Source organism: Pseudomonas sp. Pseusp97, assembly GCF_047304025.1.
GTDB lineage: Bacteria > Pseudomonadota > Gammaproteobacteria > Pseudomonadales > Pseudomonadaceae > Pseudomonas.
Genome location: NZ_JBGLYK010000003.1, coordinates 85,281 through 98,750, shown reverse-complemented (window position 1 = coordinate 98,750; position 13,470 = coordinate 85,281). Strand labels below are relative to the sequence as shown.

At 63.3% G+C, this 13,470-nt stretch carries 15 protein-coding genes and 1 riboswitch; of the genes, 2 read left to right on the top strand and 13 right to left on the bottom strand.

The window, feature by feature from the left end; genetic code table 11:
* Positions 1–197 precede the first annotated feature (197 nt).
* The 12 genes from ACCC94_RS01620 to ACCC94_RS01565 all read right to left on the bottom strand — a co-directional run bounded on the left by ACCC94_RS01620 (position 198) and on the right by ACCC94_RS01565 (position 10,903).
* Positions 198–1,682 carry a helicase HerA-like domain-containing protein gene (locus ACCC94_RS01620; protein WP_413347728.1) on the bottom strand — a complete coding sequence of 495 codons (1,485 nt, stop codon included), beginning with the start codon at positions 1,680–1,682 and terminating at the stop codon, positions 198–200.
* Positions 1,683–1,760: 78 nt separating this feature from the next.
* On the bottom strand, positions 1,761–2,960 hold the full coding sequence (pncB, locus tag ACCC94_RS01615) for a nicotinate phosphoribosyltransferase (protein WP_413347727.1): 1,200 nt from the start codon (positions 2,958–2,960) through the stop codon (positions 1,761–1,763).
* Positions 2,961–3,049: 89 nt separating this feature from the next.
* Positions 3,050–3,274: a hypothetical protein gene (locus tag ACCC94_RS01610; protein ID WP_413347726.1), complete on the bottom strand. Its 225-nt coding sequence runs from the start codon at positions 3,272–3,274 to the stop codon at positions 3,050–3,052.
* Positions 3,271–3,975: a lipopolysaccharide kinase InaA family protein gene (locus tag ACCC94_RS01605; protein ID WP_413347725.1), complete on the bottom strand. Its 705-nt coding sequence runs from the start codon at positions 3,973–3,975 to the stop codon at positions 3,271–3,273. Before ACCC94_RS01605 ends, ACCC94_RS01610 begins: the two co-directional genes overlap by 4 nt.
* A 3-nt stretch (positions 3,976–3,978) precedes the next feature.
* On the bottom strand, positions 3,979–4,650 hold the full coding sequence (locus ACCC94_RS01600) for a class I SAM-dependent methyltransferase (RefSeq protein ID WP_413347724.1): 672 nt from the start codon (positions 4,648–4,650) through the stop codon (positions 3,979–3,981).
* 82 nt (positions 4,651–4,732) lie between these two features.
* The gene (locus tag ACCC94_RS01595) at positions 4,733–6,007 is read right to left on the bottom strand and encodes a sensor histidine kinase (RefSeq protein ID WP_413347723.1); all 1,275 of its coding nucleotides are present in this window, start codon (positions 6,005–6,007) and stop codon (positions 4,733–4,735) included.
* Positions 5,997–6,680 carry a response regulator transcription factor gene (locus tag ACCC94_RS01590; protein ID WP_045209652.1) on the bottom strand — a complete coding sequence of 228 codons (684 nt, stop codon included), beginning with the start codon at positions 6,678–6,680 and terminating at the stop codon, positions 5,997–5,999. Before ACCC94_RS01590 ends, ACCC94_RS01595 begins: the two co-directional genes overlap by 11 nt.
* A gap of 131 nt (positions 6,681–6,811) precedes the next feature.
* Positions 6,812–7,195, bottom strand: a complete 384-nt coding sequence (gene crcB, locus ACCC94_RS01585) for a fluoride efflux transporter CrcB (RefSeq protein WP_413347722.1) — start codon at positions 7,193–7,195, stop codon at positions 6,812–6,814.
* Between the two features lie 65 nt (positions 7,196–7,260).
* Positions 7,261–7,323: riboswitch (Fluoride riboswitch) on the bottom strand.
* 73 nt (positions 7,324–7,396) lie between these two features.
* Positions 7,397–9,037, bottom strand: coding sequence for a chaperonin GroEL (groL, locus tag ACCC94_RS01580; protein WP_192431525.1), 1,641 nt, complete (start codon positions 9,035–9,037; stop codon positions 7,397–7,399).
* Between the two features lie 48 nt (positions 9,038–9,085).
* The gene (locus ACCC94_RS01575; RefSeq protein WP_009617968.1) at positions 9,086–9,379 is read right to left on the bottom strand and encodes a co-chaperone GroES; all 294 of its coding nucleotides are present in this window, start codon (positions 9,377–9,379) and stop codon (positions 9,086–9,088) included.
* Positions 9,380–9,611: 232 nt separating this feature from the next.
* On the bottom strand, positions 9,612–10,079 hold the full coding sequence (locus tag ACCC94_RS01570; RefSeq protein WP_253452625.1) for an FxsA family protein: 468 nt from the start codon (positions 10,077–10,079) through the stop codon (positions 9,612–9,614).
* 86 nt (positions 10,080–10,165) lie between these two features.
* Positions 10,166–10,903, bottom strand: coding sequence for a HugZ family protein (locus ACCC94_RS01565; RefSeq protein WP_413347721.1), 738 nt, complete (start codon positions 10,901–10,903; stop codon positions 10,166–10,168).
* 106 nt (positions 10,904–11,009) lie between these two features.
* On the opposite strand from ACCC94_RS01565, the gene ACCC94_RS01560 reads away from it, so the two are divergent.
* The gene (locus tag ACCC94_RS01560) at positions 11,010–11,768 is read left to right on the top strand and encodes an SDR family oxidoreductase (RefSeq protein WP_413347720.1); all 759 of its coding nucleotides are present in this window, start codon (positions 11,010–11,012) and stop codon (positions 11,766–11,768) included.
* 130 nt (positions 11,769–11,898) lie between these two features.
* Here the strand turns inward: ACCC94_RS01560 and ACCC94_RS01555 are convergent, their stop codons facing one another.
* Complete coding sequence (locus ACCC94_RS01555) at positions 11,899–12,900, bottom strand: DUF481 domain-containing protein (protein WP_413347719.1); 1,002 nt, start codon at positions 12,898–12,900, stop codon at positions 11,899–11,901.
* Positions 12,901–13,093: 193 nt separating this feature from the next.
* Here ACCC94_RS01555 and ACCC94_RS01550 point away from each other — a divergent pair, with 193 nt between their 5' ends.
* Positions 13,094–13,468 (top strand): MGMT family protein, encoded by a 375-nt coding sequence (locus ACCC94_RS01550; protein WP_413347718.1) that lies wholly within the window; start codon positions 13,094–13,096, stop codon positions 13,466–13,468.
* The last annotated feature ends 2 nt before the right edge of the window (positions 13,469–13,470 follow it).

Below are 13,470 nucleotides of genomic sequence, written 5' to 3'. Positions count from 1 at the left end.
CCCCCTAAAACAAACCGCCGCTGGGGGCCTATTTTTTTTTTCCCCCACACCCCGCCCACAACCCCCCACCCCCCCCCTTTGTTCTGCCGTCTTTCGCCCCCGAACCGTTTCACACAGAGTCCACCGCCAACAGGGGGACATAGGACGCATAACCCGGAACGGGTTATCGCCATGGGTGCGCTACGCGCACCCGGCTTTCACCGTCGCTTGCTACCGCCCAGCAGCGCCCCCATCAGCCCGCGCACCAGCTGCCGGCCAATCTGGTTCGCCGCCTGGCGCACCACCGTCTTGCTCACCTGGCTGGCCAGTGATCCCAGGATCTCGCCGGCAATCCCGCCAAAATCGGTACCGCTGCCTTTCTCCCCCTTCTGCTCGGTCGGCGCCATCTTGTCGTCCGCACGGCCGGTCAGTTTTTCATAGGCTGACTCGCGGTCGATCGGCTGGTCGTAGCGGCCCGCCAGCGGCGAACGACGGATGACATCGGCACGCTCGGCGTCGGTCAGCGGGCCGATGCGCGACTGCGGCGGCGCCACGGCCACACGCTGGACCATCGCGGGAGTGCCCTTCTCTTCCAGCGTGCCGACCAGCGCCTCGCCGATGCCCAGTTCGGTCAATACCTTCAAGGTGTCGAACGCCGGGTTGGGCCGGAAGCCATCCGCCACCGCGCGCAGGGACTTCTGCTCCTTGGCGGTGAAAGCGCGCAGGCCGTGCTGCACCCGCAGACCCAGCTGCGCCAGCACGTCATCGGGCAGGTCGCCTGGCGATTGGGTGACGAAATAGACGCCAACACCCTTGGAGCGGATCAGCCTCACCACCTGTTCCAGGCGATCCTGCAGGGCCTTGGGCGTGCCGTTGAACAACAGGTGCGCCTCGTCGAAGAACAGCGCCAGAATCGGTTTGTCCGCATCGCCGCGCTCGGGCAGTTGCTCGAACAGCTCGGCCAGCAGCCACAGCAGGAAAGTGGCGTAGACCTTGGGCGCGTCGTGCACCAGCTTGCTGGCGTCCAGCAGGTGGATGCGGCCGCGGCCGTCGGCTTCGGGCCGCAGCAGGTCTTCCAGCTGCAGCGCCGGCTCGCCGAAGAAATCCTCGGCGCCCTGCTGCTCCAGCAGCGCCAGGCGCCGCAGCAGCGCCTGGGACGAGGCACCGGTGAACAATGCGCGGTCCTCGCCGAGGATTTCCGGGTGTTCCTTGAAGTGGTTGAGCAGCGCCTTGAGGTCCTTCAGGTCGAGCAACAGCAGCCCTTCACGGTCGGCCACCTTGAAAGCGGCGAACAGCGCGGCCTGCTGGCTCTCGGTCAGTTCCAGCAGGTTGGCCAGCAGCAGCGGGCCCATTTCCGACAGCGTGGTACGCAGCGGATGGCCAGTCTTGCCGGCGACGTCCCAGATGCTGACCGGGTAGGCCTGTGGCCTGTGGTTCAGCCAGGGCATGCTGGCGATGCGCTCGGCCACCTTGCCCTGCGGGTTGCCGGCGGCGGCGATACCGCACAGGTCGCCCTTGATGTCGGCGGCGAATACGGCGATGCCGGCATCGCTGAAGGACTCGGCGAGGTGCTGCAGCGTCACCGTCTTGCCGGTGCCGGTGGCGCCGGCGATCAGGCCGTGGCGGTTGGCGAGTTTCCAGGACTGGCCGACCGGCTGCCCGTCGGGCCCTGCGCCGATGATGAGTTCGTTCGTGGCTGACATCCGTTGTTCCCCTTCAGTGGGCCTGTCGCAATGAGTGCTCGAGCAAGAGTGGCCCGTCCCGCTGCGCTGCGCAATCGGCTAGCCCGGTACTTTGAAGACATGCTTGAGGTAGTGCAGGAAGTTCTCGTCCTTGCACTGGGTCTTGCCCGGCGCGTCGGAGATCTTCGCCACGGGGTGGCCATTGCAGGCCGTCATCTTGAGCACGATGTTCATCGGCTGCACGCCCGGCACATCGCAGGTGAAGTGGGTGCCGATGCCGAAGCTGACGTCGATGCGCTCCCGCAGCGCGCGGTAGATTTCCAGGGCGCGCGGCAGGTCCAGGCCATCGGAAAACACCAGGGTCTTGGTCAGCGGATCGATACCCAGGCGCTCGTAATGCCGGATCGCCTTTTCCGCCCATTCCAGCGGGTCGCCCGAATCGTGGCGCAGGCCATCGAAAAGCTTGGCGAAGTACAGGTCGAAATCCGCCAGGAAGGCGTCCATGGTGATGCAATCGGTCAAGGCAATGCCGAGTTGCCCACGATACTCGCGAACCCAGGCATCCAGCGCGGCGGCCTGGCTGTCGATCAGCCGCGGGCCGAGCTGCTGGTGCGCCATCAGCCACTCATGGGCCATGGTGCCGAGCGGCTTCACCCCCAGCTCGCGCGCCAGGTGAACGTTGCTGGTGCCGACGAACTGGCCGGGGAAACCATCGCGCAGGTCGCGCACCACGGCTTCCTGCACGGGATAGGAGAAACGCCGGCGGGTACCGAAGTCGGCCATCTTGAAGCCGGCCAGTTCTTCCGCGCTGGCCTCCTTGCGCAGCCAGTCGAACTTTTCCTGCAAGCGCTCGCGGACCATCGTCAATGTCGTGCCCGGATGACGGTGCCGGTTGCGTACCTCGCTGATGCTCGCCAGCAGCGGCACTTCGAAGAGAATCACATGCAGCCACGGGCCTTTCAGGCGCAGGAACAGCTCCTCGTTCTCCACGCCCAGCTGAACATAGCGGGGGTTGAAGCGAAACAGGCCGAGGAAGCGGATGAAGTCAGGCTTGAAGAACGGTATGCGTTCGAGGAAGGCCAGGTCCTGAGCGGAGAAGGAAAGCTCTGCCAGACGCTCGATCTGCTCGCGCAGCGGGTCCAGGTAGGCGCGCAGATCTTCTTCGTTGCGGCAGCGGAACTCCCACTCCACCTCGGCGTTGGGGTAGTTGTGCAGCACCGCCTGCATCATGCTCAGCTTGTAGAAGTCGGTATCCAGCAGGTTCTGCACGGTCCGCCGGGAAAATGCGCTGTCGCTCATGCTCGTCTCATTGCAGGCTTGAACCGGCAGTCTAAACCCGCCGCCCATAAAAAACCCCGCCGAGGCGGGGTTTGGGGTTTGAATCGAAATCAGCGGGCCTTGCTCTGCGACATCCCGAACAGGAAAAGCAGCAGGTCATCATCCGGACGAACGTCCTGTTGCTTGGCGCGCAGGTTGGGCGGTATCGGGCAGGTGTCCAGGCCGCCTTGTCCGGAAATGACCGAAGGCCCCGGCTCATGCCAGGCCGCCGCCGCCAGGGTCGCCACCCCGAGCGCGCCGATGAGGAGCAAACCTCGCGTAATTTCTAACTTCATGTCTGCAACCCTTTGATGGCGCTGCCAAACGCCGCTTGGTAACCATAGACAAAGGCCTGCCATTGCGCCTCTGTCCACGACGAGCGGCGTTTTACTTGGCGAAGATCGTGACGGGCAGCACGCTGGGCGCTGAAGCGCTGGCGGGCTTTTTCCATGTCAATCAGGGCCACTTCGATCTTGTCGCCGTCCACCTTCACGAAGACGTGCTTGAGGTAGAGGCAGCCATGCTGCCAACGGCCGGCGTTAAGCTTGGCAAGGGTACTACCGTAATGTTGCAGAATTCTTTGGTGCAGCGCGTCGCCCCACTTCTCCTGGTCGCCGCGGGCGTAGCAGTCTTCGAGGCTGCTGAAACCATCCAGGGATTCGGTGACCAGCAGGGCCTGCCATTCACCATCGACCTTGCGGCAGCCGGCATAGACCAGGGTCGGCACCCGCACGCCAAGGGCCTCGGCGGCCTTGAGCGCGTTGCGCTCGCGAATGGCAGTGGGGTAGCCGAAGGGGTGCAGCAGGTCACGGTAGATGTGGCCCATCTGCTGCTTGCGATAGAGCATCCGGCCGTCAGAGGTCAGGACTCGCTGCACGCCGCTTTCGCCGCCGCGCCGACGGTTTGGCTCCTCGACCCACTTGCCGGGCACCTGGAGCCAACGGTCGATGGCGTTCTCACCGGAAATTTGCTGCAGCGAAGCCAGATCAACGGCCATCCATCACTCCTTACGCAGAATGTACACCCGCCACATATGGATGAGCGGGACGAAATCAATGTGATCCTGGACCTTGAAACCAGCCTGGCGGAACTCCGCCTCGATGGTCTTGGCGGGAATCACGAAGCGGTTCTGGTAGGCGTGTTTCTTGCGAGTCGACTCGGCGCGCGCACGTTTCCAGGACTTGAAGTTGCCATCCACCCACATCGACAGGATCACCGAATCGCGAGTTACGCGGTGAAATTCGCGCAACATCGTCAAGCGATCGTCGGATTCGCCGATGTGGTGCATCAGGCGCATCGAGAAGATGCTATCGACGGCATTGTCGGGCAGATCGATGGCAAACGCCGAAGTCTGCAAAGGTCGGACGCGTTTTACAACCTCATTCGGTTGACCGGCACAGGCCACGGCGATCATATCCGGGGAATTGTCCGCCCCGATGATCACCCGATTCTCCTTCTCGGCCAGCATCGGCCAGAAGCGACCTGCACCGCAGGGCAGGTCGAGCACCAGGTTTGGCTGGCCAGCGAGCTTGAGTGCCTGGCGGCCTATCTGGACATCGCGCCAGTGGGAAAGTTTCCGGGACAGTCCGGCCTGATGCTTGCGCAGGTAACGCTCTGCGTGCTGACGGTCGTACTTTTGGGAGAACTCCAGGTCGACGGATTTTTCACTCATCGGATTATTACCTTTCCCGAATTCAGGGCGAACGATACGAACCAGCCTGTCACAGCCGGGTCACGCACTTGTGAAGATTTTGTCAAACGACGGCTAGGCGAACTTCGAAGCGACAGCCATGGGGTTCCGCGGGTCGCAGCGTGACGTCCCAGCCTTCGGAGGCGCAGATCCGCTTGACCAGCGACAACCCCAGCCCGAGCCCCTCGCCACGCGGGTTCTGGCCGCGCACGAAGGGCTGGAAAACCGCCTCGCGCTGTTCCTCCGGAATGCCGGCACCGGTGTCCTCGACCCAGAATCCATTCGGACCAAGTTGTAAGCGGATGCTGCCGCTTTCGGTGTAATGCATGGCGTTGCGCAACAGGTTACTCATCACGGAACGAAGGAAAGTACCATTGAACTGCCCCGGCATCGCCTCAGCGGGGTCGTATTCCAATGTAAGACCCTTCTCTTCAATCGTGCCTCGCCATTGAACCACCAGGTCGTCAGCGATCTGCCGGAGCCCCGCCTGAGGAACGATGCTGGCGTCCTTGCGCTGTGCACGGGCCAGCAGAAGGAAGGTCTGAACCAGGTCACGCATCTCCTCGGAGGCGCTGGCGATCCTGGCCAGTTGCGCGTGCGCCCGGGAGCTCAATCCCGGCTCCTCCGCCAGCAACTCGCAGCTCGTGGCGATCACCATCAATGGCGTACGCAACTCGTGGCTGACATCACTGGTAAAGAGCTTTTCCCGAGTCAGCACATCGTGCAGCCGCCCCATGGCGTAATCGAAGGCCGCTGCCAGCTCGCCCACCTCGTCGTTGGCGTAGTCCGGCGACATGGGCGGCGCCAGGTCGAGCAGCTGGTCGCGGTGACGAACCTGGCGCGCGAGGCGCGACACAGGCTCCATGACCTTGCGCGACAGCAGCCAGCCCAGCAGGCCGGAAAGCGTCAGACTCAATACATAGCCGGTGACCACCGCGGCGTAGAGGATCTGCTCGCGCGCCTCGAAGTCGCTCTGGTCCTGCAACAGGACGAAACGGCGGCCATCGATATCGCGGGCCAGCGCATGAAACGACAGCTCGCCGTCGAACACCTCATGGAAGCCGGCATCCAGACGGCGCAGCGCCGGCGGCATGGCGTAGACGCCTGCGCCATCGCTGATGAAGAAACGCATGCCGGGGTCGAGCTTGGGTGCCTGGCCGTTCCCCAGGTCCTCATTGATGATGCGGTCCAGTTCGCCGCCCAGGTCACGCGAGATCAGGCGCTCCTCGACGATGTGGACGACGCCGACGATTCCTACCGAAAACAGGCCGCCAACGGCGGCGGTCATGAGTACGAAGGCAAAGACAATCCGTCGGGAAAGGCTCTGCTTATACTCCATGCGTTTCCTCCGCCAGCTTGTAGCCGACGCCATGCACCGTGTGCAGCAGGGAGGAACCGAAAGGTTTGTCGATCACCTGGCGCAGTTGGTGAACATGGCTGCGCAGGCTGTCGCTGTCGGGGCAGTCATCGCCCCACACGGCTTCCTCGAGCACATCGCGGCGCACCACGTGCGGGCTCTTCTGCATCAGCACTGCCAGCAGCTTGAGGCCGATGGGGTTGAGCTTGAGCGGCTTGCCGGCGCGATTCACCTCGAGGGTATCCAGGTTGTAGCTCAGGTCCGCGACCTGCAGTTCGCGCCGTCCGCCGCCCTGGCTGCGGCGCAGCACCGCTTCGATGCGCGCGGCCAGCTCGGAAAGCGCAAAGGGCTTGAGCAGGTAATCATCGGCGCCGGAGCGGAAGCCCTGCAGGCGGTCGTCCAGTTGGTCGCGGGCGGTGAGCATGATCACCGGGGTATCGCGGCGCGCGTCTTCGCGCAGGCGACGGCACAGGGTGAAACCGTCCAGGCCCGGCAGCATCACATCCAGCACGATCAGGTCGTAGTGGGAAGTCGCCGCCAGGTGCAATCCGGACAGGCCATCCTGGGCGCAATCCACCGTGTAGCCCTTGAGGCCCAGGTAATCGGCCATATTGGCCAGGATGTCCCGATTGTCTTCAACCAACAGAATGCGCATAGGCTCTCCTCGAACGCGATGCATCCTAGCGTAACCAGCTTAAATGGAACTTAAGCGCCTTTGACGGAATTTTCACACTCTAGCGATGAACCCTCACCGCTGCACCGCGCGGGCTTGGGCCCGCTCCAGGCCTATCGCCCCATCAGCGCCTGCACCGACCAGAGCCCGGCCAGCGTCATCAGCAGGGAACCGGCGAGGTGCGTGGCGACGGTGCCCATTGCCCAGGCCAGCCGGCCTTGCTGCAACAGCACGACGACTTCGGCGGAAAAGGTCGAGAAGGTGGTGAGGCCGCCGCAGAAGCCCGTGATGATCAGCAACCGCCATTCTGGCGCTACACCGGGCGTGTTGGCGAAGAAGGCGATGGCCGCGCCGATGATGTAGCCGCCAACCAGGTTGGCAACCACCGTGCCGGGAGGCATGGACGGCAGGAGGGTATTGAGCTTGAGCCCCAGCACCCAGCGCAGCAGCGCCCCGAGGGCGGCTCCGAGGGAGACGGCGAGAATGGATTTCCACATGGTCCTGTCCTGGAAGTGGGAAGTTTGGACAGGCTGCAGGCGAGCGCCTACGCGCCTTTCCAGGTCTATGCGTAGGCATCATCAGCCACAAGGGCGGTTGAAGGAGGAATGCCATCTCCTGCGGCGCATGGTGGCATATCCGACGCCCATGAAAAAGCCCCGCCAAGGCGGGGCTTTTTCTTACAGCAGGTGCCGGGTGGCTTACATCATGCCGCCCATGCCACCCATGCCGCCCATGTCCGGCATGGCCGGAGCAGCCTTGTCGTCAGCCACTTCGGCAACCATGGCCTCGGTGGTGACCATCAGGCCACCGATGGAGGCAGCGGCTTGCAGAGCCGAACGGGTGACCTTGGCCGGATCGAGGATACCCATCTCGATCATGTCGCCGTACACGCCGGTAGCAGCGTTGTAGCCGAAGTTGCCCGAACCCTGCTTGACCTTGTCGACCACGACGCTCGGCTCATCGCCGGAGTTGGCAACGATCTGGCGCAGCGGAGCCTCAACGGCGCGACGCAGCAGAGCGATACCGACGTTCTGGTCTTCGTTGTCGCCCTTCAGACCTTCGATGGCCTGCAGAGCACGAACCAGAGCGACGCCGCCGCCAGGAACCACGCCTTCTTCGACCGCAGCACGGGTAGCGTGCAGGGCGTCTTCGACGCGGGCTTTCTTCTCTTTCATCTCGACTTCGGTGGCAGCGCCAACCTTGATCACGGCAACACCGCCAGCCAGCTTGGCCAGACGCTCCTGCAGCTTCTCACGGTCGTAGTCCGAAGAGGTCTCTTCGACCTGCTTGCGGATCTGCAGGACGCGGGCTTCGATGTCAGCCTGGGCGCCGGCGCCGTCGATGATGGTGGTGTTTTCCTTGCTCAGGACGACGCGCTTGGCGTTACCCAGGTGCTCCAGGGTGGCGCCTTCCAGGCTCAGACCGACTTCTTCGGAGATGACGGTACCGCCGGTCAGGATGGCGATGTCCTGCAGCATGGCCTTGCGGCGGTCGCCGAAGCCCGGAGCCTTGACGGCCGCGACCTTGACGATGCCACGCATGTTGTTGACGACCAGGGTAGCCAGGGCTTCGCCTTCGACGTCTTCAGCCACGATCAGCAGCGGACGGCCGGCTTTGGCAACGGCTTCCAGCACCGGCAGCATTTCGCGGATGTTGGAGATCTTCTTGTCGACCAGCAGCAGCAGCGGGCCATCAAGCTCGGCAACCATGGTGTCCGGCTTGTTGATGAAGTAGGGGGACAGGTAGCCACGGTCGAACTGCATGCCTTCCACGACGGACAGTTCGTTTTCCAGGCCCGAGCCTTCTTCGACGGTGATCACGCCTTCTTTACCGACTTTTTCCATGGCTTCGGCAATGATGTTGCCGATGGAGTCGTCGGAGTTGGCGGAGATGGTGCCGACCTGGGCGATGGCCTTGGTGTCGGCGCACGGCTTGGCCAGGTCTTTCAGCTGGGCAACGATGGCGATGGTCGCCTTGTCGATGCCGCGCTTCAGGTCCATCGGGTTCATGCCCGCAGCGACGGCCTTCAGGCCTTCGTTGACGATGGCCTGAGCCAGGACGGTAGCGGTGGTGGTGCCGTCACCGGCAGCGTCGTTGGCCTTGGAGGCCACGTCTTTCACCAGCTGGGCGCCCATGTTCTCGAACTTGTCCTTGAGTTCGATTTCCTTGGCGACGGAAACGCCGTCCTTGGTGATGGTCGGAGCGCCGAAGCTCTTGTCCAGGATGACGTTACGGCCTTTCGGGCCCAGGGTCGCTTTTACCGCGTCGGCCAGGACGTTTACGCCGACCAGCATTTTCTTGCGGGCGGAATCGCCGAACTTAACTTCTTTAGCAGCCATGTTCTGTTTCCTCTAAATCGAATTCAGTGGGTTGGATAGGACGCGGAATCAGTCTTCCAGGACGGCGAGGATCTCGGACTCGCCCATCACCAGCAGTTCTTCACCGTCGACCTTGATGGCGTTGCTGCCCGAGTACGGGCCGAAGACCACCTTGTCACCCACTTTCACGGCCAGGGCGCGAACTTCGCCGTTGTCCAGGACGCGGCCGGCACCAACAGCGACCACTTCACCGCGGTTCGGCTTCTCGGCGGCGGAACCCGGCAGCACGATGCCGCCCGCGGTCTTGGTCTCTTCCTCGCTGCGACGGATGACGACGCGGTCATGCAGAGGACGAAGCTTCATAGTCGTAACTCTCCCAAACTGTGATTTCCAACGGCCGGATCGATGCCCGGCAGGTTTTATTGAATCCGGCGGTGCCGGTTTGCGACCCGACAGGCGAGTCGCGAAAAGAGCAGCCTGTCATCGACAGGGACCTTGCGGTGACCGGTACATAAGGTCGCTGCAAGGCATTTCAAGGGTGTGACCAAAAAAATTTTGCTGAACGCAGGCTTCGGGCCAGCCAGCCGTCCGCGGCTCAGCGCAGACGATCGCGGTCTTCTTCGCGGCGCTGGTATTCGCCTTCGATCACGCTGGGCCCGCTGCGGTGCTGGGCCGCCGGATCGTCGGCGAAGGCGCGGCGGCGCTCGGCCTGTTCCTGCATGCGCTGGCGCACACGACCGAGCATCAGGCGGCGGGTGAAGGGGATCAGGCAGAGCAGGCCGACGACGTCGCTGATGAAGCCCGGCAGCATCAGCAGGCCACCGCCCAGGGCGATGACCAGACCCTCGAGCATTTCCTGCTCGGGCAGCTCGCCGCGATTGAGCCGCTCACGGGCACGCAGCGCAGTGGCGACGCCGGCCACGCGCAGTACTGCGGCGCCGATGAAGGCGCCAGCGATGATCAGCAGCAGCGTCCAGCCCACGCCAATCACGCTGCCGACCTTGATCATCACGGCCAGCTCGATCAGCGGGAACAGAAGAATCAGAAACAGGGGAACTCGCATCGATGAATCCTTGGCGGGGTCGTTGCCCGGGTAGAAAGCTAGGTGGTGACGCCCCGCGCCCTTTTCAAGGGAAAAGCCAAGGGCTGCTAGGCCTGGATCACTTCATTGCCCGGCCACACATCCGCCTTGGCCAGTTGCACCAATGCCTGGCGGACCGCGCCAGCATTGCCGCAGGGCGCGGGGAATGGCAGCCAGTGCAGGCCCTGGCCGATGCGCAGGTGGAAACCTTCAGTATCAATTCCCGCCAGCTGTACTTCCTTGCCGGCGGGCAGCCCGGCCAGTTCGACGTAGTGCTCGATGGCACTGGCATGGTCGCTGTTCATGTGCTCGACCATGCTCCTCTCCGTCTCGCCGACGAAGGGATTGGCCAGCGGCACGCTGTCGGCACCCAGCCAGTGGATATCGCCGAAACCGCCGATGAAGCGCCACTGCACGGGTTCCAGCACCCAGAAATCGAAGTCGTGGACGATGTGGTAGTCCTGCGAGCCGGGGAAATAGCGGTAGTAACGCTCGGCGGCGCCGGCGATGGCGTCGACGTCTTCGATCAGCAGCGCCTCGGCCAGCAGGGTCAGGCGGCCGGCAGCCTGGATATCGTCGACGCCGCGCTCGCCGATGAGCAGCGAACATTTGCCGTCCATCTGCAGGTTATGGGTGTGCTGGGCGATACGGCTGATCAGGATCAGCGGGCGCCCTGCCTCATCCAGGCAGTACGGCACGACGGAGCCGAAGGGGAACCCGGGCCACTTCTTCGAGTGGGTGGAGAGGACGCCGCGGTATTCCTTGAGCAGCAGTTCTCGGGCATGCTTGGCAGCTTTCACGCTCAACTTTTGACTCCTCGCAAAGAATCCGTCGTAAACGGACGGGCAGGATGACTCTGTTCACAGCTGCCGGCGGGGCCTTTCACCAGAAACTGTTCGTGGGGTTGTTCCGATGCAATTGAAAGACAAGGTAATCATCATCACCGGTGGCTGCCAGGGCCTGGGCCGCGCCATGGGCGAGTACCTCTCCGGCAAGGGCGCGCGCGTCGCGCTGGTTGACCTCAATGCCGAAAAACTGGACGAAGCCGTGGCTGCCTGCAATGCCGCCGGCGGTGACGCCCGCGCCTACCTCTGCAACGTCGCCAATGAAGAACAGGTTACCCACATGGTGGCCCAGGTCGCCAGCGACTTCGGCGCCATCAATGGCCTGGTCAACAACGCCGGCATCCTGCGCGACGGCCTGACCATCAAGGTCAAGGACGGCGAGCTGAGCAAGATGAGCCTGGCCCAGTGGCAGGCGGTGATCGACGTCAACCTGACCGGCGTGTTCCTCTGCACCCGCGAAGTGGCGGCGAAGATGATCGAGCTGAAGAACGAAGGCGCGATCGTCAACATCTCCTCCATCTCCCGCGCCGGCAACATGGGCCAAGCCAACTATTCCGCAGCCAAGGCCGGCGTCGCCGCCGATACCGTGGTCTGGGCGAAGGAGCTGGCGCGCTACGGCATCCGCGTGGCGGGCGTGGCGCCCGGCTTCATCGAGACCGACATGGTCGCCAGCATGAAGCCCGAGGCCCTGGAGAAGATGACTTCGGGCATTCCGCTCAAGCGCCTGGGCAAGCCGCTGGAAATCGCCCACTCGGTGGCTTACATCCTCGAGAACGACTACTACACCGGCCGCGTGCTGGAGCTGGACGGCGGCCTGCGCCTGTAATCCGCCCGCCCATGAAAAAGCCCCGCCAGCGCGGGGCTTTTTTGTTCTTTGTAGGAGCGAGCTTGCTCGCGAACACAGCCCCGCGTTGAGGCTTGGTTCGCGAGCAAGCTCGCTCCTACAGAATGCGGTCTTACCAGCCCACGCCCAGCCCCACGGTATAGCGACGCTCGTTGACGTCACCGTCGTTGCCGCTGAGCTTGTCCCACTCCGCCTTCAGGCTCAGGGACGCCCAGGAGGTGAGCTTGTAGCGGATGCCCGCCTCGCTCTCCAGCTCGTACTCGACATTGGACTCCAGCGGCTTGCTCACCTCGCCGTTGGTGAACAGCTCGAATTGCTTGGCCAGCAGGTAGCGGTTGTAGTCCCACTTCAGGCTGGTGCTGTAGAAGTGCGACTTTTCGTCGTCGACGAATTCGTAGTCGTTGCGGTTGACCAGGGTGGCGAGAGAGAACGCACCCAGCTCGTTGTCCCAGAACTGGTAGCCCGGGCCGGTACCGATGGTGCGCTTCTTCTGCAGGTCCTCGATCCAGTCGCGCTTGTACTGCGCCTGCCCCTGCCAGAACCAGTGCTCGTCGAGGAAGCGGTCCAGGGCGTACTGCGCCGAATAGTTGTTGGTGCTGACCGCGTCGTCCTTCTTCTCGCGGTTGTATTCGCCCTGCAGGTTATGGCGCCAGCGGCCGTGGCGGGCGTTGGTCTTGAAGTCGATGTCGTAGTCCTCGACATCGTTCTCCGCCTGCTTGTGGTCCAGGGAGAAATCGACGTTGCCGGTCCATACCCAGTCTTCCAGGATCGGCTTGGGCGGCATCATCTGCTCGATCTGCGCCAGCTCCACCGTGCGAGGCTGACCATTGACCAGGGTCACCTTGCCCTGCTCGGAGGCCTTCAGGCCCTTGGAATGCTCGCCGGTTTCCTCGTCGTACTTCACCAGGAGATTCTGGTCGGTCTCCAGCGTCTTGATCTTGTCCGACTTCAGCGTGATTTCTCCGCCGTAGTCGGTCGCCAGCAGGAGCTTGCCGCCGTCGTAGAGTTTGATGGTGCCGGTGAGGCGGTCACCATTCTTCAACCAGACGGTATCGGCGAGGGCGGAGAAGGAGCAGGAGGCGAGAGCGACACAAAGCAGGCTTCTGGGGAACATGAGTCGGATTCAACTGGACTGAATGGGCAAAAAGCCGGGCATTATCCAGATACCCGACGCTAGAGCAACGACTGACAGACCCAGGTGCACGGAGTTCACAATGACTGACAGATGGGCCTTACCAATCGGCTCACTTGTCCGCCCCGCTCGAGGCTGTATCCTGAGCCTCAGCCCCTCTGCCACGGTGCCTCCGATGCCCAAGCCCAAGCTTCCGTCCAGCGCTCCGGTTGCCGATCTCGGCCTGGAAAGCCTGCAGGTGCGTCGCGAGGCAATATTCCTGGTCATCGCCCAGGTGCCGGAAGGCTGCGTCATCACCTACGGCGATGTGGCCCGCCTGGCTGGCCTGGGCCGTTCCGCGCGGCTTGTAGGACGCATCCTCGGACAACTGCCCGAGGGCACGCGCCTGCCATGGCACCGCGTCATCGCTTCGGGCGGACGCATCAGCCTGCCGCTGGGCACCGTCTCGGGTAACGAGCAGCGCGCACGATTGCGTGCGGAGGGTGTCAGAATCCATAACGATCGGGTGGACATACGTCGGCACGGCTGGCCTAGCGGCGAGCAGTCCTAGTA